24 protein-coding genes are annotated in these 20,928 nt (G+C 39.0%); 15 read left to right on the top strand and 9 right to left on the bottom strand.

The features are described from left to right. Positions 1-99 precede the first annotated feature (99 nt). The 4 genes from IGJ95_RS10660 to IGJ95_RS10645 all read left to right on the top strand — a co-directional run bounded on the left by IGJ95_RS10660 (position 100) and on the right by IGJ95_RS10645 (position 3,024). Positions 100-780: a uracil-DNA glycosylase gene (locus IGJ95_RS10660; RefSeq protein WP_023520109.1), complete on the top strand. Its 681-nt coding sequence runs from the start codon at positions 100-102 to the stop codon at positions 778-780. A 155-nt stretch (positions 781-935) separates the two neighbouring features. Further along, positions 936-1,916, top strand: coding sequence for a phosphate acetyltransferase (pta, locus tag IGJ95_RS10655; protein ID WP_010734762.1), 981 nt, complete (start codon positions 936-938; stop codon positions 1,914-1,916). 114 nt (positions 1,917-2,030) lie between these two features. Further along, positions 2,031-2,504, top strand: a complete 474-nt coding sequence (gene tsaE / locus IGJ95_RS10650; RefSeq protein WP_023520108.1) for a tRNA (adenosine(37)-N6)-threonylcarbamoyltransferase complex ATPase subunit type 1 TsaE — start codon at positions 2,031-2,033, stop codon at positions 2,502-2,504. Beyond that, positions 2,497-3,024 carry a GNAT family N-acetyltransferase gene (locus tag IGJ95_RS10645; RefSeq protein WP_062804838.1) on the top strand — a complete coding sequence of 176 codons (528 nt, stop codon included), beginning with the start codon at positions 2,497-2,499 and terminating at the stop codon, positions 3,022-3,024. Before tsaE ends, IGJ95_RS10645 begins: the two co-directional genes overlap by 8 nt. Before the next feature lie 131 nt (positions 3,025-3,155). Here the strand turns inward: IGJ95_RS10645 and IGJ95_RS10640 are convergent, their stop codons facing one another. Beyond that, complete coding sequence (locus IGJ95_RS10640) at positions 3,156-3,689, bottom strand: 3'-5' exonuclease (protein WP_010734765.1); 534 nt, start codon at positions 3,687-3,689, stop codon at positions 3,156-3,158. A gap of 153 nt (positions 3,690-3,842) precedes the next feature. Beyond that, on the bottom strand, positions 3,843-4,595 hold the full coding sequence (locus tag IGJ95_RS10635; RefSeq protein ID WP_023520106.1) for an exodeoxyribonuclease III: 753 nt from the start codon (positions 4,593-4,595) through the stop codon (positions 3,843-3,845). 106 nt (positions 4,596-4,701) lie between these two features. On the opposite strand from IGJ95_RS10635, the gene IGJ95_RS10630 reads away from it, so the two are divergent. From IGJ95_RS10630 to IGJ95_RS10620, 3 genes are all read left to right on the top strand, one after another. Beyond that, positions 4,702-5,622, top strand: a complete 921-nt coding sequence (locus IGJ95_RS10630; protein ID WP_438761842.1) for a Gfo/Idh/MocA family protein — start codon at positions 4,702-4,704, stop codon at positions 5,620-5,622. 70 nt (positions 5,623-5,692) lie between these two features. Then, complete coding sequence (gene murB / locus IGJ95_RS10625) at positions 5,693-6,598, top strand: UDP-N-acetylmuramate dehydrogenase (RefSeq protein ID WP_062804841.1); 906 nt, start codon at positions 5,693-5,695, stop codon at positions 6,596-6,598. An 18-nt stretch (positions 6,599-6,616) separates the two neighbouring features. Continuing rightward, positions 6,617-7,192, top strand: a complete 576-nt coding sequence (locus tag IGJ95_RS10620) for a GNAT family N-acetyltransferase (protein ID WP_153830271.1) — start codon at positions 6,617-6,619, stop codon at positions 7,190-7,192. 837 nt (positions 7,193-8,029) lie between these two features. Here the strand turns inward: IGJ95_RS10620 and IGJ95_RS10615 are convergent. Then, a complete protein-coding gene (locus IGJ95_RS10615; protein WP_023520102.1) occupies positions 8,030-8,872 on the bottom strand; it encodes a hypothetical protein in 843 nt (280 codons plus the stop codon). Between the two features lie 281 nt (positions 8,873-9,153). Between IGJ95_RS10615 and IGJ95_RS10610 the strand changes: the two genes are divergently transcribed. Continuing rightward, entirely contained in the window at positions 9,154-10,665 is a 1,512-nt protein-coding gene (locus IGJ95_RS10610; RefSeq protein WP_137072690.1) for a flavocytochrome c, read from the top strand. A gap of 50 nt (positions 10,666-10,715) precedes the next feature. On the opposite strand, the gene IGJ95_RS10605 is transcribed toward IGJ95_RS10610, so the two are convergent. From IGJ95_RS10605 to IGJ95_RS10580, 6 genes are all read right to left on the bottom strand, one after another. Further along, the gene (locus tag IGJ95_RS10605) at positions 10,716-11,702 is read right to left on the bottom strand and encodes an NAD(P)H-quinone oxidoreductase (protein ID WP_010734772.1); all 987 of its coding nucleotides are present in this window, start codon (positions 11,700-11,702) and stop codon (positions 10,716-10,718) included. 2 nt (positions 11,703-11,704) lie between these two features. Next, complete coding sequence (locus IGJ95_RS10600) at positions 11,705-12,355, bottom strand: NAD(P)-binding oxidoreductase (RefSeq protein WP_010734773.1); 651 nt, start codon at positions 12,353-12,355, stop codon at positions 11,705-11,707. A 143-nt stretch (positions 12,356-12,498) separates the two neighbouring features. Continuing rightward, complete coding sequence (locus IGJ95_RS10595; RefSeq protein WP_153830270.1) at positions 12,499-13,113, bottom strand: ECF transporter S component; 615 nt, start codon at positions 13,111-13,113, stop codon at positions 12,499-12,501. A gap of 16 nt (positions 13,114-13,129) precedes the next feature. Then, positions 13,130-13,681, bottom strand: coding sequence for a phosphopantothenoylcysteine decarboxylase (gene coaC / locus IGJ95_RS10590; RefSeq protein ID WP_010734775.1), 552 nt, complete (start codon positions 13,679-13,681; stop codon positions 13,130-13,132). A 13-nt stretch (positions 13,682-13,694) separates the two neighbouring features. Then, complete coding sequence (locus IGJ95_RS10585) at positions 13,695-14,423, bottom strand: phosphopantothenate--cysteine ligase (RefSeq protein ID WP_137072688.1); 729 nt, start codon at positions 14,421-14,423, stop codon at positions 13,695-13,697. After that, positions 14,420-15,409 (bottom strand): acrylyl-CoA reductase family protein, encoded by a 990-nt coding sequence (locus tag IGJ95_RS10580; protein WP_062804846.1) that lies wholly within the window; start codon positions 15,407-15,409, stop codon positions 14,420-14,422. The genes IGJ95_RS10585 and IGJ95_RS10580 overlap by 4 nt, the downstream gene beginning before the upstream one ends. A gap of 230 nt (positions 15,410-15,639) precedes the next feature. On the opposite strand from IGJ95_RS10580, the gene IGJ95_RS10575 reads away from it, so the two are divergent. The 7 genes from IGJ95_RS10575 (at position 15,640) to IGJ95_RS10545 (ending at position 20,921) form a co-directional block, all read left to right on the top strand. Then, positions 15,640-16,182: a helix-turn-helix domain-containing protein gene (locus IGJ95_RS10575; RefSeq protein ID WP_019723760.1), complete on the top strand. Its 543-nt coding sequence runs from the start codon at positions 15,640-15,642 to the stop codon at positions 16,180-16,182. A gap of 17 nt (positions 16,183-16,199) precedes the next feature. After that, positions 16,200-17,285: an ABC transporter ATP-binding protein gene (locus IGJ95_RS10570; RefSeq protein WP_010734779.1), complete on the top strand. Its 1,086-nt coding sequence runs from the start codon at positions 16,200-16,202 to the stop codon at positions 17,283-17,285. Between the two features lie 11 nt (positions 17,286-17,296). Next, positions 17,297-18,103, top strand: coding sequence for an ABC transporter permease (locus tag IGJ95_RS10565; protein WP_019723761.1), 807 nt, complete (start codon positions 17,297-17,299; stop codon positions 18,101-18,103). Then, entirely contained in the window at positions 18,100-18,930 is an 831-nt protein-coding gene (locus tag IGJ95_RS10560; RefSeq protein WP_019723762.1) for an ABC transporter permease, read from the top strand. Before IGJ95_RS10565 ends, IGJ95_RS10560 begins: the two co-directional genes overlap by 4 nt. Further along, positions 18,927-20,000, top strand: a complete 1,074-nt coding sequence (locus tag IGJ95_RS10555) for an ABC transporter substrate-binding protein (RefSeq protein ID WP_023520096.1) — start codon at positions 18,927-18,929, stop codon at positions 19,998-20,000. The genes IGJ95_RS10560 and IGJ95_RS10555 overlap by 4 nt, the downstream gene beginning before the upstream one ends. Before the next feature lie 298 nt (positions 20,001-20,298). Beyond that, positions 20,299-20,646, top strand: a complete 348-nt coding sequence (locus IGJ95_RS10550; RefSeq protein ID WP_153830269.1) for a type II toxin-antitoxin system RelE/ParE family toxin — start codon at positions 20,299-20,301, stop codon at positions 20,644-20,646. Continuing rightward, a complete protein-coding gene (locus IGJ95_RS10545) occupies positions 20,646-20,921 on the top strand; it encodes a helix-turn-helix domain-containing protein (protein WP_077151091.1) in 276 nt (91 codons plus the stop codon). The genes IGJ95_RS10550 and IGJ95_RS10545 overlap by 1 nt, the downstream gene beginning before the upstream one ends. The last annotated feature ends 7 nt before the right edge of the window (positions 20,922-20,928 follow it).

Below are 20,928 nucleotides of genomic sequence, written 5' to 3'. Positions count from 1 at the left end.
TCCCTCCTAGTTTAACATACTAATGCGAGATAAGATGGAAGATTTTGACTTGTTAACAAATAATTTGTGAGTTATTCTGGAAAATAGGAGGTGGGAAATTTGAAGAAAATCATCCACAATAGTTGGCAAGAAGTATTAGCTGATGAATTTGAAAAAGATTACTATCAGCAGTTGAGAATATTTTTAAAAAATGAGTACGCAACTCAAAAAATCCATCCGGATATGTATCATGTTTATGAAGCGTTAGAGCTGACTCCCTATGAAGAAGTCAAAGTCGTGATTCTAGGACAAGACCCTTATCATGGAGTAAATCAAGCGCATGGTCTTTCTTTTTCCGTACAACCAGGAGTAAAAACACCACCGTCTCTGGTCAATATCTACAAGGAATTGAAGAATGACTTAGGGATCGAACCAGTTTCTCATGGGAATTTAGTGACTTGGGCCAAACAAGGTGTGCTGCTGTTGAATACTGTACTAACTGTCAGAGAAGGGCAAGCTTATTCTCATCGCGGAAAAGGCTGGGAACAATTGACGGATGCGATCATTGAAAAGCTGAATGAACGAGACAAACCGATCGTATTTATTCTTTGGGGGAAACCTGCACAAGAAAAAATGAAAATGATCGATAAAAGTCGACACATTATAATAACAGCCCCACATCCAAGCCCATTATCGGCGCATCGTGGCTTTTTTGGTTCAAAACCATTTTCAAAAACGAATGATGCGTTGCTTGCTCTGGGTGAAACACCGATTGATTGGCAACTGCCTAAAACAGTGTAATGATACAGCGCTTTCCTGTTATAGTGCAGTTTTTCCGGATTATGTGAAAAACTTAATTATTATCCATTATTTGACTGATACAGAAATTTAAAACTGTTCTTTTTTTTGATAATAGTGTATCATGGTAGTTAATAAAAATAACTGGGGGTCATCTTGTGGAATTGTTTGATAGTTTAAGATTTAAAATTGTACGTCGCGGCATCAAAATCGTGTTTCCAGAAGCAACGGATGCAAGAATTTTAGGAGCAGCAGCACGTTTAAAAGCAGAAGAATTAGTTGAACCGATTTTGATCGGCAGCAAAGAAGAAATTGAAGCAGCAGCAAATGCACGTGGTATCCAAACATCTAACTTCACGATCATCAATCCAAATGATTATGAAAAATGGGATGAAATGGTCGAAGCTTTTGTTGAACGCCGTAATGGAAAAGCAACAAAAGAACAAGCAGAAAAAATCTTAAAAGATGTCAATTACTTTGGAACAATGCTTACATATATGGGCATTGCTGATGGTATGGTTTCTGGAGCGATCCATTCAACCGGAGATACAGTACGTCCAGCACTACAAATCATCAAAACAAAACCAGGTGTAAGTCGTACAAGTGGTGCTATGATTATGGTTCGCGGTAGAGATCAAGAAAAATATGTCTTTTCTGACTGTGCGATCAACGTGAATCCAAACGCACAAGAATTAGCTGAAATTGCTGTGGAATCAGCAAAAACAGCTGAACTATTCGATATCGATCCAAAAATCGCATTGATGAGCTTTTCAACAAAAGGTTCTGCAGCAGCTCCTGAAGTAGATAAAGTGGTTGAAGCAACAAGAATCGCGAAAGAATTAGCGCCTCAATATACGATCGATGGCGAATTACAATTTGATGCTTCTTACGTTCCAGCAGTCGCACAATTAAAAGCCCCTGATTCTAAAGTGGCAGGTCAAGCAACAGTCTTTGTCTTCCCTGAATTACAATCAGGAAACATTGGCTACAAGATCGCTCAACGTTTTGGTAACTTTGAAGCAATCGGACCAATCTTACAAGGATTGAACAAACCAGTAAGTGACCTTTCTCGTGGTGCTAATGAAGAAGATGTCTACAAATTAGCAATCATTACAGGTGCACAAACATTATTAGATTAATCGAACAGTAGATCTAAAAAGAAAAGGGCTAGGGAGCTGAGGATTCCTGACTCTTTTCTTTTTTTTTGTTGGATTACACGTTATACTGACAAAAAAGAATGAGGAGAAATGATGATGATTGAATTAACAAGTGTGGCGATGACAGACCAATTAGCAGAAATCATTGGAAAAGTCGCTCATCCGGGAGATAATCTAGTGTTAACTGGCGATCTAGGTGCTGGTAAAACGACTTTGACAAAAGGAATTGCAAAAGGATTAGGCATCGTTCAAATGATCAAGAGTCCGACCTATACGATCATTCGGGAATATACACAAGGAAAAATGCCTTTGTACCATATGGATATCTATCGTGTCGCTGCTAGCGGTGCTGATTTGGGATTAGATGAATATTTTGAAGGTGATGGACTTTCAGTCATTGAGTGGGGAAATCTATTAGAAGATGCTTTACCTGAAGATTATTTGGAACTGATTATTGAGAAAAGTGATACAGAATTAGAAAAAAGATATGTGAAATTCCAATCATACGGACCGAATAGTCAAGAGTTTGAAAAACGTATCTATGAAGCATGGGCGAATTCTCATGGCTAATGATGTTGAACTGACGTTAAAAGAAGCGGAGAAATCAGATGCTGAAGGATTGTTAGTGATGCTACGCCAAGCGAGACAAGAAACGGATTATTTTGTTGTTGAGGAGCGTTCACTCAATAAAAGTAAAGAGGTACTTGCAACTGAATTGTCTCGAATAAAAGAAAGTGCAGAACATTTATTATTTTTAGCCTGTGTCAAAAAACAGGTGGTAGGTGTTGTTTCTGTTGCTCCCAAACCTGACTTGCCCCGTCATGGCGAAATAGGGATCAGTATCTTGAAAGAATATTGGGGAATGGGGTTAGGTACGATTCTTTTAGAGGAGGCAATCATTTGGGCTACAGAAAATGCGCGATTTAGTACGTTGGTTCTTGACGTATTGGCGGGCAATCAACGAGCCATAAATCTTTATCAAAAAATGGGGTTTCAAGAGGAAACCCAAAGTGTTGACTCTTCGAGAAGACAAGGTCAATCATTGGCGATAATCAAGATGAAACGAACGATCGAGCATAAAATAAACTGATTTCAAAAACAAAGAACCTGAAAAGTAGTTGTCCACTTTTCAGGTTCTTTATTTATCATCATCTTTGATTCTTTCGTACGAGGGAATCAACCAATAGAAATGCAAGAATTAGCTTATTTTAGCTAGTTGAACTATTTCACTGTGACTAATTTTTTCAATGGGTCTGTCCCAAAATATTTTTCCTGATATAACAAGATTTCCGCACATGCTCGACTATCTTCTAACGCATCATGGTGATTTTTCAACGTGATATCCAAATTTTCACAAACTGTATTCAAGCGATGATTTGGCATTTCTGGAAACAAGCGGCGACTTGTTTTGACGGTACACAATGAGAGATAGTTCGGTTGAGGCAACTGATAATAATCTAAACAACCAGCTAATACTTTTGTATCAAATGCGGCGTTATGCGCAACAACTAATCGGTTTTTTTGGAAATACTTTTCGATTTTCTGCCAAACATCTGGAAATTTAGGTGCCTGTTGGACATCTTCGGGTCGGATACCATGGATCTGGATGTTCCGCCAGAAAAATGGCGTTTCCGGTTGGATCAAGGTATAAAATTCATCGACAATCTGACTGTTCTCCACTTTGACAAGGGCTAAGGAACACGCACTATGAGATTGGTGGTTCGCAGTTTCAAAGTCCATCGCGATAAAATTCATTTTCAAATAAGCCTCCTTTAAAAAATAAACCATAACATAGATTTGTATGAAAAGAAATAGCTTTTTCAGACTATGTATCAAGTAAATATGGTGCCAGTGAAGAATCAAGGGAAGAAAATCGGGACAACCCAATTTCTTCCGTTGCTATCCTAACTATTCGATAATTAATTCGACAGGGCAGTGGTCACTACCTAGAATCGATGTATGGATTTTTGCATCAACCAAACGAGGTGTCAAATCTTCACTCGTCAAGAAATAATCGATACGCCAACCTGCATTGTTTTTTCGAGCATTGAAACGATAACTCCACCAAGAATAGACACCTTCTAACTCTGGATAGAAGTAACGGAAAGTATCTACAAAACCATTATCAAGTAAATGAGACAATGCGTTTCGTTCTTCGATAGAGAAACCGGCACTTTTTTGATTCGTTTTCCAATTTTTCAAATCGATGTTCTCATGGGCAACATTTAGATCCCCACAAACAATTACCGGTTTTTGTTTTTTCAACTCTTCTAAATAATCATAAAAAGCAGATTCCCATTCTAAACGGTAATCGAGACGTTTCAATTCATTTTGTGAATTTGGTGTATAGCAAGTGACTAAGTAAAATTCAGGATATTCTAACGTGATCAATCGGCCTTCTTGATCATGGACATCAATGCCCATTCCATAAGAAACGTTCAATGCAGGTTCTTTGGCGAAGATCGCTGTACCTGAATAGCCTTTTTTGACTGCATAATTCCAATATTGATGGTAACCTGGTAAATCCAAGTCGATTTGACCTTCTTGTAGCTTTGTTTCTTGAAGACAGAAGAAATCTGCATCAAATTCCTTAAATGTTTCTAGAAAATTTTTGTTGACGATGGCTCTTAAACCATTGACATTCCACGAAATCAGTTTCAAAAAAAACACGCTCCTTTTTCTATCAAGTCTGTGCGATTATATTGTACCTCATTTTTATTAAAAATAGTGTAAGATAAGAGTAATAACAGATAGCAGGAGGGAAACCATGAAAATTGGCGTAGTAGGAGTAGGTAACATTGCCGAAAAAGCATATTTACCCACATATGCAGGGAAACAAGGAATGGTTGATTTTTATTTTGCGACACGTAATCAGGTAACGAAAGATCGTCTGAAGAAAACCTATGGATTTGCTCATTTGTATGAGTCTTTGGATGACTTAATTGAAGAGGAGATCGAAGCATGTATGATCCATGCGGCAACAAGCGTTCATTTTCAATTAGCTAAAAAATGTTTGGAACATAATATCCATGTTTATATCGACAAGCCTTTAAGTGTCGACCTAAAAGAAATCCAAGAGTTACAAGAATTGGCAGAACAACATCAAGTGATTTTAATGGTGGGCTTCAACCGACGATTCGCCCCAATGGTCGAAGAATTAAAAGCGATTCCAGAAAAACGGTTGATCCAGTTACAAAAAAATCGCATTGCGGCAAAAGAAGCAACTGCTTTGGTCATTTACGATCTGTTCTTGCATCTGGTGGACACGGCTGTTTATTTATTAGACGAACCAGTGATCAAAACAACTTCTCATATCCGAGAAAAGGAAGGATCTATGGAAGTAGCGATGTTGCAACTTGAAACTGCGAACCAAATGGCAATTGTGACGATGGATCTTGGAAGTGGTGCAAATACTGAAACCTATCAAGTAACGAGCAAACAAGGAACCTATGAATTGAGTGATCTGACAGAATTAGTCATCCGTAAACCAGATACGGTGGAAATAAAGAAATTTGGTGATTGGGAAACCACGCTGAGCAAACGTGGTTTTGTGCCAATGGTTGAACGATTTTTTGAAGAAATCCAACAACCGACGCCAAATAATGAAAAGTTAAAACAAACCAACATTTATGAGAGCCATGCACTTTGTGAGGAGATGTTGAATAATCTTTATCGTCATCAGCTTTGAGCAAAACTGGCAAGATTGTTTTAAGCGTGATAGAATGATGGGGACGTTTGAAAAGAAAGGAAAGTCCTCAGTGAATAAAGAAGATATCGTTAAAAAAAATCCAGAGTTGAATCTGTTGCTTGATGAACCGTTAAGTCATTATACATTTACCAAAACCGGTGGACCGGTAGATGTTTTAGCTTTTCCCAAAACCAAATCAGAAGTCAAACAGTTAGTTGACTATTGTCGAGAAAACCAAGTGCCATGGTTGGTATTAGGAAATGCAAGTAACTTGATCGTCCAAGATGGTGGGATACGCGGCGTGGTCATCATGTTGACAGAGATGAACCAAATCAGCGTTGAAGGCACGATGGTGATTGCAGAAGCAGGTGCGAAACTGATCGATACGACGTATGCAGCCTTAGCAGAATCTTTGACAGGATTCGAATTTGCCTGTGGGATTCCTGGAAGTATCGGCGGTGCAGTCTACATGAATGCAGGAGCTTACGGTGGGGAGATCAAAGACGTGTTTGCAGAAGTCGATTTATTATTAAGTGATGGGACGATCCAAACTCTGTCAAATGAAGAAATGGCCTTTTCTTATCGCCACAGTGAATTACAGAAGATGGAGGCCATCGTCTTAGAAGCTCGTTTCCAATTAACACCTGGTGATCATGAGATGATCAAAGGTCGGATGGACGAATTGACGGAATTGCGTGAAGCAAAACAACCATTGGAATACCCTTCATGCGGTAGTGTCTTCAAACGACCTGAAGGACACTTCACAGGACAACTGATCCAAGAAGCAGGCTTACAAGGTTTGAAATGGGGCGGCGCACAGATTTCGGAAAAACATGCCGGCTTTATCGTCAATATCGACCATGCAACAGCAACTGATTATACAGAGTTGATTGCCCATATCCAAGAGGTGATCAAAGAGAAGTTTGATGTCGCATTAGAAACAGAAGTACGGATCATTGGTGAAAAAAGAAGCTAAAGGAAAGTAGGTGGCGTGATGTTAGATAAGCAATTGCCCTATGCAGAGATTTGGATGACACGCCCACTCAATGAAGAATTGCCTCCTTATCCCTTGAATCAGCAGTATCGCTTTGAAAAGTATCAACCAGGCGCAGAGCAGGATTGGGCAATCATTGAAACAGCAGTCGGTGAATTTGACTCTGTGGAGGAAGCACTGGTTTACTTTGACCAAGCTTTTGCCCCTTATCCAGAAGAACTGGCAAAGCGCATGTATTTTGTGGTCAACGAACAAGGTGAACGCATTGCCACATGCACTGCTTGGTGGAAGCTTCGTGAGAAAGAATATCCGCTTTTTCATTGGTTAGCGGTCAAGCCAGAACATCAAGGAAAAGGGATTGCCAGAAGTTTGACGATCGAAGTGCTCCGTTGTTTTCAGCAAATAACGACACAAAGTCCAATTTATTTACACACACAGACATGGAGTCATCCAGCAATCAAACTTTATCAAAGTTTAGGTTTCACGTTCATCCCTGAGAAATTTGATGGTAGCGAAAATCCCGATTATGAAATGGTGATAGATATTTTATCATCGAAAATTAAAAAAGGCACCTAAAAAATAGGTGATGACAGAAGTATTCAGCTCCGAGAAATAAGCCGTGAAACCCGAAAATTGTTCTTCAAATTTTTGGGTTTCACGGCTTATTTTTGACGGAGTTGGCTTGCGAATACCGTATACACGATTTTAAGGATAGAAACAAAAAGGAATTTCATTTTTTTCCTAACGCTTCAAATTGCTTCAATGTTAGAGAATTATTAGGTTGATCGCTAAGTGGGAAATCCTTCACTAAGGTATTAAAGTTATTAGTTCATATACCAACGTTATTTAAATATCAAGAAATAATAGGTCAACTTAGAAAGAGGTTTGTGTGTATAATCCTGTTAATAAAAAAACAACAAATCGTCCAGATGATTTAGTTATAAGAGTCAATTAGATACTCGAGATAGTTGAATCACCAAAAAATGCAAGGTGTTTTGCTAAAATACTACAAAAATTTCGCATGGAAAAGAACCTCACGTTCATTACTTGTCCATTTCCAGCGTAAAATAGCTTATTAGGATTCCAAGCAGGTATTTCTGCCAAATCTAGCAATTTATCCTGATCGTTCGAATGATTTAGGCCATTCATTAGATAAATATGTCAATCATTGTTTTTGTGACTGGTTTACAACAGACAAAAAAACAGAACTTCAAAAGGTCATGGCTATTGATCCTACAAAACAAAAAAAGGTGGGACAGAAGTGTTTGGTCACGAGAAATAAGGTGTAATCCCCAAAAATTACTCTTTGAATTTCTGTGGATTTCACCTTTTTTCTGACTATTATCGCTTATGGTTCAGCCGGTTATTTGGGCTTGAGGTCAAAAACTAAAATCAAATTTACTTTTTCTCCAGCTACTCTTTTTTGTTTCCAGCAGTATCCATCCGTGTGGTCACACCTTTTTTTCTAGGGATGAAGTTCCGGATGAACGTAAATTTCCGATAATCGTTTCGTGTATAAAGATAGCCGAAAACGCTGAAGACAAGGGCTCCGATAAAATTGACGAATAAATCTTTCATCGTATCTAAGATCCCGATGTCCAAGTACCCATCTGCCATGACATACTCTTTGGTTTTGCCATGCTCATCTTTATATGTGACGGTTGTTTGTTGGATATCTTTGATCTTATATACGGTGTTGCCATCCTCACTTAATTTGACACTGTTGATCTGATCAACATAGTTATCTTTTTGCATGTCCATCTGCAAGACTTGATCCGCAGAGAATTCGATAAATTCCCAAAAAACCCCTACGGTCATGGAAAAACAGAAAGAGACTAGAGCGACTAGTAATGGCGTCAGATTCATTGTTTTCGTGTTTTTGTTCAAAAGATAGACAAGAGAAAAACCGACACCACCTGCTAGGAAGCCGCTTAGTGCGTGTAACGCTGTGTCCCATAGTGAAAAGTAGCCATAAAAGTCACTTAATTCACCCAAGACAGTGGCACTGAAAATAAAGGATAAGATGATGATTTCCAGTGTGTTAGGGATTTGGATCTTTAGTAATTTTTCTAGTAAATAGGGGATTTCAAACAATAATAAAGTTAATAATAAGAGCATGATATTCCCCATGTTCCGGTCGATCAATTGGTCGACGAGCATGACCACCACAATGATACGTAAAATGATGTAAATCGCATGAGTGACCTTCCCAGCAGACTTACTCCCTTTTGAAAAAAAATGTTTGATAAATTTCATAAATGAACTCCTTCGTGTTTCATATCGATTATACTTGTCTAATGAAAAAAGCCCAAATCTTCTGTTTGGATCAAAAAAAAAATTTTTTTTTGCCTGACTATTTATTCAAGAAACTCGACTGTTTTTCGATAGTTACTAACGAAAACTTGAAAAATTTGGAATATTAATGGTTATTTATAAAAGAGTGAGATACCAGTAGTACGGAAAATGTAAATTGTTGGTTGAATTTGTGAATGCTATCACTTATGATGGGGTAAGTGTTAAATTTTAGGAGGACAACTATGAAGAAAACAATTAAAGGGTTACTGACAGTTACAGCAATTTTTGCCTTAGGTGCCTGTACGCCTGATGAAAAAGAATCTGCATCCAGTAGCTCTTCCACAAAAGAATCAACAGAAGTATCATCCGGAGCGTCTGCTCAAACTTACACAAATCCAGCTGATATGAAAGAAGAATATGATTTGATCATCGTCGGCGGAGGAGGAGCTGGTATGGCAGCTGCAATCGAAGCAAAAGATGCAGGCTTGAATCCAGTCATTTTTGAAAAAATGCCAGTTGCTGGTGGAAATACATTAAAATCTTCAAGTGGAATGAACGCATCTGAAACAAAATTCCAAGAAGAAGAAGGTATCACTGATTCGAACGACGCCTTTTATGAAGAAACATTAGCAGGTGCGAATGGCACAAATGATAAAGAAATGTTACGCTATTTTGTCGATCATTCGGCTGCTGCAATCGAGTGGTTAGATGAAAATGGCATTAAATTAGATAACTTGACGATCACTGGTGGAATGAGCGAAAGACGAACACATCGCCCTTCTGATGGTTCTGCTATTGGTGGCTATTTAGTCGATGGGTTATTACGAAATGTCCACGAACGCCAAATCCCGATTTTTGTAAATACTGAAGTGACAGATATCCAAAAAACGGGAGATACAGTTAACCAAGTAACAGTCCAAGTCCAAGGGGAAGAACCAAAAGAAATCACTGGTAAGGCTGTAGTTGTTACAACTGGTGGATTCGGTGCGAGTGAGCAATACATCCAAACTTACCGTCCAGATCTGGAAGGATATGTAACGACGAATCAAGTGGGATCAACAGGCGATGGTATCAAGATGATTGAAAAATTAGGCGGTCAAACGGTCGATATGGATAAGATCCAGATCCATCCAACGGTTCAACAAGATGAAGGATTCTTGATCGGAGAAGTGGTACGTGGTGAAGGAGCGATCTTAGTCGATCAAGATGGCGAGCGTTTCGTCAACGAAATGAATACACGAGACAAAGTATCAGATGCAATCACTGCATTGCCAGAAAAATCTGCTTATTTGATTTTTGACCAAGGGGTACGCGATCGCGCAACAGCAATTGAGTTTTATGATGAAAAAGGTTATGTAACTGCAGGTGAGACGATTGAAGAATTGGCAGAGAAAATCAACTTACCAGCAGAAACATTAGCACAAACAGTAACAACTTGGAACGAAGAAGTTGCCAATCAAGACGATACAGCATTTGGTCGTACGACAGCCATGGAGCATGATCTGTCTAAACCAAACTACTATGCGATCAAAATCGCACCTGGTATCCACTATACGATGGGTGGAATCAAAATCAATACGAACACAGAAGTTGTGGATAAAGACGGACAACCGATCACTGGACTTTACGCAGCAGGTGAAGTCACTGGTGGCTTACACGGTGAAAACCGCATCGGCGGAAACTCTGTAGCGGAAATCATTATTTTTGGACGTCAAGCAGGACAACAAGCAGCAAAATTTGTCTCTGCACAATAATAGAAATGATATAAAAAGAGAACCTAAGGCGCATGCCCTAGGTTCTCTTTTTAAGTTTCACTGACTGTCAAAATGATTTTTCCAACGTTTTTGTTGGCTTCCATATATTCATGGGCTTCTTTTGCTTCTGATAATGGAAAGGTTCGATCAATGATTGGACGGATCGCTCCGGTTTCAAAATAAGGATCGATGTTTTTCATAAACTCTTGAGTCAGTTTTGCTTTGTATTCATCACTTCTTGGTGTCAATAGCGTACCAATCAATTGGATTCTTTTTTGCAGCAAAACGCTTAAATCAAGAGACTCGACTGTTGTGCCTCCTAGTGTGCCAATCAAGACCCAGCGACCATCTACAGCAATCGATGCCAGATTTTTTTCCCAATAAGAAGCACCGATGAAATCTAAGATGACATCAACGCCATGCCCATCAGTTATCTTTTTTACTTCCTCCGCGAAATCTTGCGTTTTATAGTTGATTACTTCATCTGCGCCTAATTCTTGGCAAAAGGCTAACTTTTCAGCTGAACCTGCGGTAACGATGATGCGTGCTTGCGAATATTGTTTGGCTAATTGGATCGCTGCAGTACCAACGCCACTTGCACCAGCATGAATCAAGACAGTCTCATTTTTTTGGAGTTTTCCTAACCAATACAAGGTTTGATAGGCAGTCAAGAAAACTTCAGCGATACCAGCGGCTGATACGTAGTCAAGGGAATCGGGCAAGAGGATTGCTCGATCTGCTGGGATTACGGCATATTCTGCATAGCCACCTAAATTCACTAGACCATAGACTCTTGTTCCAGTTGAAAACTCAGAACGGTCACTTGCGTTTTCAATGACTTCACCAGCAACCTCTACACCTAAGATCGGGTAAGGCGCTTGAAGTGCAGTATTTTCGCGACGCATGATATCCGTACGATTGACCGCAGCGGTGTGGACTTTTAACAATAACTCCCCAGCTTTTGGAATAGGTCTAGGGACATCCACTTCAGTCAAAACGTCTGCTGAACCGGGATGTTTCATAGAGATTCCACGCATGATCAAGCCTCCTCAACAAGTTGTTTGATGGCATCCGATACTGTAGCTGATCCTTCAGATAGAACAACAGTTGTTTTTGAAATGTTTGGTTGATCCACTAACGCTGCTAAAACTTCTGCTACCGTTTTTCTTGTAATCGATTGAGCTGGTTTTTCGTCTGGTTTGGTCAATTGGATCGAAGTGACCTCCTCGTCGTTCGTCAAAGCTACAGGTTGTAGTATGACATAATCTAATGATGTCTGATTTTTCAACCATTCGTCTGCATAATATTTGGTAATATAATAATCAGTCATTGACTCAGGCCATTTCTCACGGTTATCCGCAAAAGCTGCACTGATCATCAAATAACGAGAGATATTTGCTTGCTCTGCTGCAATCATTGTTTTGATTGCGCCGTCTAAATCAACTTGTAAAAGATTTTTTCCTTGAGAACCAGCAGCAAAGATGACGAGTTCACTCTCTTGAAAGGCTTCCGCCATTTTTTCTGAAGACCAAGTTAAATCAAAGGGAACATAAGCGATATTTTCTTCATCATAAATCGCTTGGTTGGCAACATCTCGCACACCCGCGTAAACTTGATGTTCGGTTGTTCCGAGTTTTTGGATCAAATGACGCCCAATTTGTCCGTTTGCTCCTACTACAAAAATATTCATTTTCTTCATCCTTTCGCTACATATCTGTATCAATCATGGTAACACCAAAAGATAAAAAATTCAGGACTAAACACTTATCAACAAAAAAACCAAAAAAGAGCTAACATACCGCATCACTCTTTTTTGGTTTTTTAATCCGATCATTAACGAAACATTCGTAGTAAAACGGTAGATACCGCAGCTGTGACTAAACCAGCGACGATTGCTTCTGGTACGCCACTAGTAAAGATGACCGCTAAAACTGCTGAATAGACTGCATTGATATTTGTCCCAAGAACCTGTGCATAATCTTGTTGGAATAGAAAATAGATCAAGTTCATCACTAAGATCGTATTGGTCAGAGAACCAGCGATCCCTGCGAGAAACAATGAGAGCGGACTAACTTTGTTTTTTGTCAATCGCTGTATTCCTTTATATACGAAATAAGGAACAACACCGATCAGGATTCTAGGTATCAAGGCAATGATCAAGGCTTTCCAGCTTCCTTGATCTGTGCCGATCACCGGAATAAACGGTGAGAAAACAAAAGACAACGGTGTTGGTATGAACGTACTGCGAATCAGACTGATCAAACCAAATGTGCCACCGAGAAAGGCACCTAGCCGAGGACCTAAAATAATTGAAGCGACGATGACAGGGATATGCATCGTTGTTGCGTTGATCGGCCCAATCGGAATAAATCCGAGAGGCGTGACAGCGAGTAAGATCATAATTGCTAAAAACATAGCAGTTAAAGTAAAGTTTTTGGTATTTTTCATCATAACTCCTTAAATACTAGACCGACCTCTGATTCAGCAGAAGTGTGACTTGGTCGATAATGATTTGGTTATCCGCTAAAGCACCTTTTCCGTAATCGCCACAAGCTAAGAGGGATTCTCTAGGTTCAATCTCTTGATAACCGATTTCTTTTAGCGTCATTAAATTTCTTTGATTGATCGGATGTTGGTACATATTAGTATTCATCGCCGGTGCAATCAATTTTGGTGTTTCCGGTAAAAGTGCCATGGCAACAGTCGATAAGAGATCATCCGCTAGACCATTCGCTAACTTGCCGATAATATTTGCAGTGGCTGGTGCAATCAAAAACAAGTCTGCTTGTTTGGCTAGCTCGATATGGTTGATCACTGAAGGATCGTTTTCTTGCATAACGTCTGTATGGACAGCACGTTTTGAAAGGGATTGCAATGTTAAAGGTGTAATAAATTTGGTACTACTTTTTGTCATGATGACATCGACTTGATAACCGAGTTTGACTAGTTGATTTGTGATATCTGCACTTTTATAAGCAGAGATACTGCCCGATACGCCTAATAGGATTTTTTTCATCGTGAATTCCTCCTTATTTTAAAATCGCAGTGACGATACATTTTGCAATCTCTTGCTTGGTATCGGCTTCTATGACCTCTCCATTTTTTGATAATAAGTATCCATGATGTTGTGTTTCACTGACTTGGGTCAAGTCATTTGCTAAAATATAGTCGGTTTGATTGGTGATCAAGCTATTTTTAGCTACTTCCAATAAGTGTTCTTTCGAGACATCGACTAATAATTTAAAACCAACGATGACAGCATTTGGTTGCCATTGGCGTAAAGAACGAATAATCTTTGGTGTTTTCTTCAATGTCAAAAAGAGATAGTCCGTATCAGATGAAATCTTGGCTTCTTTACTAGCGGTTCGTTCTGTTTCTGCAAACCATGCCGGCAGTGAATCAGGGGTCAATGCCTCTTTACTCAAGCGCTCAGCAAACTGTTGTTCAGAAAGACTGAAAGCCGGTGTGAAATCACTAACTGCCATGCTATGGATAATGGCATCATAGGTATTTTCTTGCATCAATCGTTCTAATGTAGTCAATAAGTCTTGAGTAGATTCGATGAGATGGATCTTCAAATGCTCAGAAGCAGTAGGCTTTACAGCAGAACGTGTCGTCACGTAGTCGATTCTCACCGTCTCGTGAGCCAGAAAGACTTCTGCGATGGCTTGACCTAATCGTCCAGTCGAATGGTTTGTGATCGAGCGGACTTGGTCGATTCGTTCGCTTGTGCCACCGGCTGTGATCAATACCTTCATATTGTTTCACCTACAGTGACAAGTGTTCTTCCTTGGTGTGTCCCATCAAGGATTTTTTGGGTCGTTTCTTCCAATTGATCTAAGGTGATCTCATTGACGACTAAATGATCTGTTACAGATAGGTCTGCTAGTTGTTGCCAGATATTCAAGCGTTTCTCATGTGGGACATTGACTGAATCGATACCGATCAACTGGATATTACGTAAAATAAAAGGTAACACTGTTGTTGTCAATTTGATGCCCCCCGCATTGCCACAGAGAGCAGCTGCGCCATCATAAGCAATCAAAGGCAATAATCGTGTGAGCTGTTCGCCCCCAACAGTATCGATCACATAATCGACTTGTTGTTTATCTAACGGTTTATTTTTTTCTGGTAGAAAGGCTTCTGGATGAACGACTTGAGTCGCCCCTAGTTTCTGTAGCCAAGTCTTTGCTTCTTCTTTACGAGAAAATGCGGTGATTTGCTGAAAGCCCATTTTATGCAACATGGCAATTGCCACACTACCAACTCCGCCAGAGGCACCAGTGACGATCACTTTGTCCTCTGCTTTCATTCCTTGGGTAAGTAAAGCATTCACGCAAAGTGCAGCAGTCAAACCAGCGGTGCCTAAAACCATTGCCTGACGTAGGGTCATCGTTTCTGGAAGAGGGATGAGCCAATCTCCAGTTACTTTCTGGTAATCGCTATAGCCACCAGGTTGACTAACACCCAACCCATAGCCGGTTGCTAGAACTTGATCTCCTGGTTGAAATCGTTTGTCCAAGCTTTTCATGACGACACCAGAAAAATCAATTCCGGGAGTCATTGGATAATGACGAATCACTTGGCCATGTTCACTACAAGCTAACGCATCTTTATAATTGACATCTGAGTAAGCGATTTTTACCCAAACTTCATTATTAGTCAGCTCAGGAAATTCTTTGTCAACGATGCTTGTATGAAAAGTAGGCTCGTTGTTTACTTGAAACTGTTTGAATGTATTCATTAGATAGAAGATACTCCTTTCGAAATTTTCCTTAATCATACCATAAAGCGTTTCATTTTCTAGTAGTTTGCTGATTAATTTCTTCTAAAAAAAAGTCGAGATAACCGAAAAAGTACAAAGGAAATTCAAGCAAAAGGGTTGTTTTTTCAGCGGAAATTTGTATACTAATACAGGTGGTAGTAAACTTGGAGTTTACTATTAGAAAACTTCGCATAGGGGGACAGTGACAAATGGAAATTGGTGAGAAGTTACGAAATCTGCGTATCCAAAAAAACTTGACACAAGAAGAATTAGGGGAGCGGACAGATTTATCAAAGGGCTATATCTCACAACTTGAGCGGGATTTAAGTTCGCCATCGATGGAAACATTTTTCTCAATCCTTGAAGTATTAGGAGTTACCCCAGAAGCTTTTTTTCATCAAGAAACACCTAACCTTCAAATCGTTTATACGAAAGAAGATCGAACGGTCTATTATGATGAGGAAAATGGTTATGAACTGGAATGGTTAGTGACAGATTCCAACGAAAAAGAAATGGAACCAGTTTTATTGACATTCGATACAGCTGGTGAATATAAAACCTTTGAACCTTCACTCTCAGAGACATTTATCTTTGTCTTAGAAGGGGAGATCGCGCTAAGCTTGGGTGAGCGAGAGTATGTAGCAAAAAAAGGTCAATCGATGTACTATCAGGCAACGACACATCATCAATTACGCAATCATCAAAACAAACAAACTAAGGTATTGATCGTCGCAACCGAATCATACTTGTAATATAGGGGGCAGAAAAAGTGGGAAAACCAATCATATCATTCGATCAGGTCGTAAAAAGCTATGATGATGAAACAATTTTGAAGAATGTCAGTTTTGAGATCGAACAAGGGAAATTTTATACATTGTTGGGGCCTTCTGGTTGTGGGAAAACAACGATTTTACGAATCATTGCAGGATTTACGGAAGCAACCGAAGGAGATATTTATTTTGAAGGAAAGCGCCTAAACGATCTACCGGCAAATAAGCGCCAAGTCAATACGGTTTTCCAAGATTACGCCTTATTTCCTCATATGAATGTATTTGATAATGTTGCATTTGGATTGAAAATCAAAAAAATGCCTAAATCAGAAATCGAAAAAAAAGTCAAAGACGCATTACGTATGGTGCAATTACCTGGATATGAAACGCGGGAGATCAGCGAGATGTCAGGGGGACAACGCCAACGGGTGGCCATCGCGCGAGCTATCGTCAATGAGCCGAAAGTCTTGTTATTGGATGAACCGTTATCAGCCTTGGATCTAAAGTTACGTACTGATATGCAATATGAGTTGCGCGAACTACAACAACGTTTAGGGATCACCTTTATTTTTGTGACGCATGATCAAGAAGAAGCGTTAGCAATGAGTGATGAGATTTTTGTGATGAACAAAGGGAAAATCGTCCAAAGTGGTACTCCTGTGGATATTTATGATGAACCAATCAATCATTTTGTGGCAGATTTTGTTGGTGAAAGCAATATCGTCAATGGCGTGATGATTGAAGATAACTTGGTTGAGTTTGTTGGCAAACAATTTGAGTGTGTCGATGGTGGGATGCGCGTCAATGAACCAGTTGAAGTCGTACTTCGTCCAGAGGATTTAACGATCACAACACCGGATAAAGGGAAATTAGTCGTGACAGTTGACACTCAGCTATTTCGTGGTGTCCATTATGAGATCATTTGCTATGATGAGCAACAAAATGAATGGATGGTCCACTCAACGAAAAAAGCGCGCGAAGGGAGTCAAGTCGGCTTAGCCTTTGAACCAGAAGACATCCACGTTATGCGTTTCAATGAGTCAGAAGAAGACTTCGATGCACGTTTGGAAAGCTACGAAGAATAGGGGGAGAGAATATGAGAACAATGCGTAGGATCTATTCCATCCCTTATGTTTTGTGGCTTGGATTATTTGTGATTGCGCCTGTTTTGATGATCATCTATCAATCTTTTTTTGATATGAGTGGTCAGTTTACATTAAGCAATTATGCTGCGTACTTTACTTCAGGAACTTACATCGCCATGACGATCAATTCGGTATGGTATGCGTTCTTGATTACATTATTCACATTGTTGATCAGCTATCCAACAGCTTATTTTTTAACGAAATTGAAACATAAGCAATTATGGTTGATGTTGATCATTTTACCGACATGGGTCAATTTATTGTTGAAGGCATATGCCTTTATCGGGATTTTCAGTATCCATGGAAGTGTCAACCACTTTTTCGAGTTTGTCGGCATTGGCCCACAACAGATTTTATTTACTGATTTTAGCTTCTTATTCGTAGCGACATATATCGAGATTCCTTTCATGATCATGCCGATTTTTAATGCTTTAGAAGAAATGAATCCTTCATTATTGAGTGCTAGTAAAGATCTAGGAGCAAGTAATTTTGAAACATTTCGCCGAGTGATTTTTCCTTTGTCATTGAACGGCGTGAAAAGTGGGGTACAAGCAGTTTTCATTCCCTCACTATCACTTTTTATGTTGACACGTTTGATTGGTGGAAATCGAGTGATCACGCTAGGTACAGCGATCGAACAGCATTTCTTAGTGACGCAAAATTGGGGCATGGGTTCAACGATCGGCGTGATTTTGATCATCGCTATGTTCGTTGTGATGTTACTAACTGGTGAGAAGAAAAAAGGAGGTCGCTCATGAGAAAAAAATTCAAATGGTCGTATCTCTATCTAACAGTTGTCTTTCTATTATTGTATTTACCGATTTTTTATTTGATTTTTTATTCCTTCAATGAAGGCGGAACGATGAACAGCTTTACCGGCTTTACTTGGGAGAATTATCAAGCGGTATTTGAGGATACACGACTGATCATCATCGTATTGAATACATTTATGCTGGCGTTCTTATCGGCTTTGATTGCAACGATCATCGGGACATTTGGCGCGATGGGGATCTATTACACGAAAAAACGTCAAGCACGAACGGCGCTATTGAGCATGAACAATATTTTACTTGTTTCTCCCGATGTGATCATCGGTGCGAGTTTTTTGATTTTCTTTACGCTAATCGGCTTTGGGTTAGGCTTTCAGAGTGTCTTGCTTTCCCATATCGCTTTTAGTATCCCTATCGTTGTTTTAATGGTCTTACCAAAATTGCAAGAAATGAACGATTCGATGGTGGATGCTGCGAGAGATTTAGGAGCGAATAATTTCCAAGTCGTAAAAAATATCATTTTACCGTTTTTATCTCCAGGAATCATTGCCGGTTATTTCATGGCGTTCACATACTCTTTAGATGATTTTGCGGTCACTTTCTTTGTAACAGGAAACGGCTTTACTACTTTATCCGTTGAGATCTATTCAAGAGCACGACAAGGAATCAGCTTAGAGATCAATGCGTTGAGCGCACTTGTCTTCCTGTTCTCGATGGTGTTAGTGATCGGCTACTACTTTATCAGTAAAGAAAACCGACCAAAACGATTGAAAAAAAATCGCCGCAACCGTGAGGAGGTGGCTCGTTTACGATGAAAAAATTACAATCTTTGCTGATCGGTATTATCTTGATCATTGGTGTATTGCTTGTCAGTGTTAGACAATTAGAAAAAGCGAGCGGAATGAGTGGAGCGAAAATCGTGACCATTTATAACTGGGGAGACTACATCGATCCTAGTTTGATCACGAAGTTTGAACAAGAATCCGGTTATAAAGTCAATTACGAAACATTTGACTCGAATGAAGCCATGTTTACCAAGATCCAACAGGGCGGAACCAATTATGATATTGCTATTCCTAGTGAATACATGATCCAAAAAATGATTGAAGAAAAACTTGTCATGCCTTTAGATCATAGTAAGATCAAAGGCCTGAACAATATTGATGATCGCTTCTTGGATTTGGATTTCGATCCTGATAATAAATATTCGATTCCTTATTTCTGGGGAACACTGGGTATCGTGTATAACGATAAAGTGTTCGACGAAGAAGAAATCAAGCATTGGGATGACCTTTGGAAACCAGAATTAAAAGACAGCTTGATGTTGATTGATGGAGCAAGAGAAGTGATGGGCTTATCTTTGAATAGTTTAGGGTATTCTTTGAACAGCAAAGACATGACCGAACTGAACGAAGCAGCACAAAAATTGAATAAAATGACGCCAAATGTCAAAGCAATCGTTGCAGATGAGATCAAAATGTATATGATCAACGAAGAGGCATCAGCAGCTGTGACTTTCTCAGGTGAAGCAGCAGATATGATGTATGAAAATGAACATTTACATTATGTGATCCCAACAGAAGGCTCAAATCTTTGGTTTGATAACATCGTCATGCCAAAAACAGCTAAAAACCAAGAAGGCGCCTATGATTTTATCAACTTCATGCTCGATCCGGAGAATGCCGCTCAAAATGCAGAATATATCGGCTACTCTACACCAAATAAAGCAGCCAAAGCATTGTTACCAAAGGAAATCTCCGAAGATGAACAATTTTATCCATCTGATGAAACGATTTCGCATCTTGAAGTTTACGAAAATCTCGGTTCAGAATACTTAGGAATCTATAATGATTTATTCTTAGAGTTTAAGATGTATCGGAAATGATGGTAAAACTCAAGGATCAAAAAACTTTGTTTTCGTACTTTTAGAAGCTCAGTTTTTCAAATTTCTACCAAAAGCGCCTTTTTAGGCGTTTTTTTTTTGTTTTGATTTAAGGATAGCAATATAGATTAAAATAATAGTCTTTAATTAGCGTAATTGATTGTGTAAAGGATAAATCAACCATGAAAAGAAGGGAAAAATAAACATGCAATTTTGATTTGCCTAAAGAAAAAAGTTTTTAACAAATAGTAGAAAAATATAGCTAATTCGCTATATAATGATATGATTACAAGGAAATAAGTTGAATCATCCTAAATTTAAGTGGGACGATGATTTTGAAAGTTTCCTTGATTCATTGAGTGACAAGGAGGCTGCAAAAATTTTATCAATCATTGATAAAATTGAAAAAACAGATATACATACAGCCATGCGGCAAAAGTGGGTAAAAAAACTGGAGAGCAATCTACATGAAGTGCGAGCAAGTATAAGTAGTAATGCTTTAAGAGGGATATATTTTCAAAGAAAAGGGAATGAATATTTTATTACTCATGGGTTTCGAAAGAAAGCAAATAAGCTTTCCAGACGAGAGTTAGAAAAAGGTAGAAAGTTGCGAGACAATTTTGTAAGTAAGAACGAGAGGTGGATATGATGAGTCAAGTACAAAATTATATAAAAAAAAGAGCGGAAAAAAGTGAAGAATTTGTGCATCTAATGGAAATTGAAGAAGATAAATTAGATGTTGCGTTAAAACTAGCAGAATTAAGGAAAAGTGCTGGATTAACACAAAAACAATTAGCGCAAAAAATTGGGAAACCTCAATCAACCATTTCACGAGTTGAAACAGGTGAAATGAATCCTAGTATTGAGTTAGTGATCGAACTAGCACAAGGATTGGATAAAAAGCTTGTCATAAATTTTGAGTAATCATTTT

Origin of the sequence: Enterococcus sp. AZ156, from assembly GCF_051714165.1 — a bacterium.
GTDB lineage: Bacteria > Bacillota > Bacilli > Lactobacillales > Enterococcaceae > Enterococcus_B > Enterococcus_B pernyi.
The sequence above is the reverse complement of the archived record's forward strand: the minus strand, read 5'-3'. Positions and strand labels throughout refer to the sequence as shown.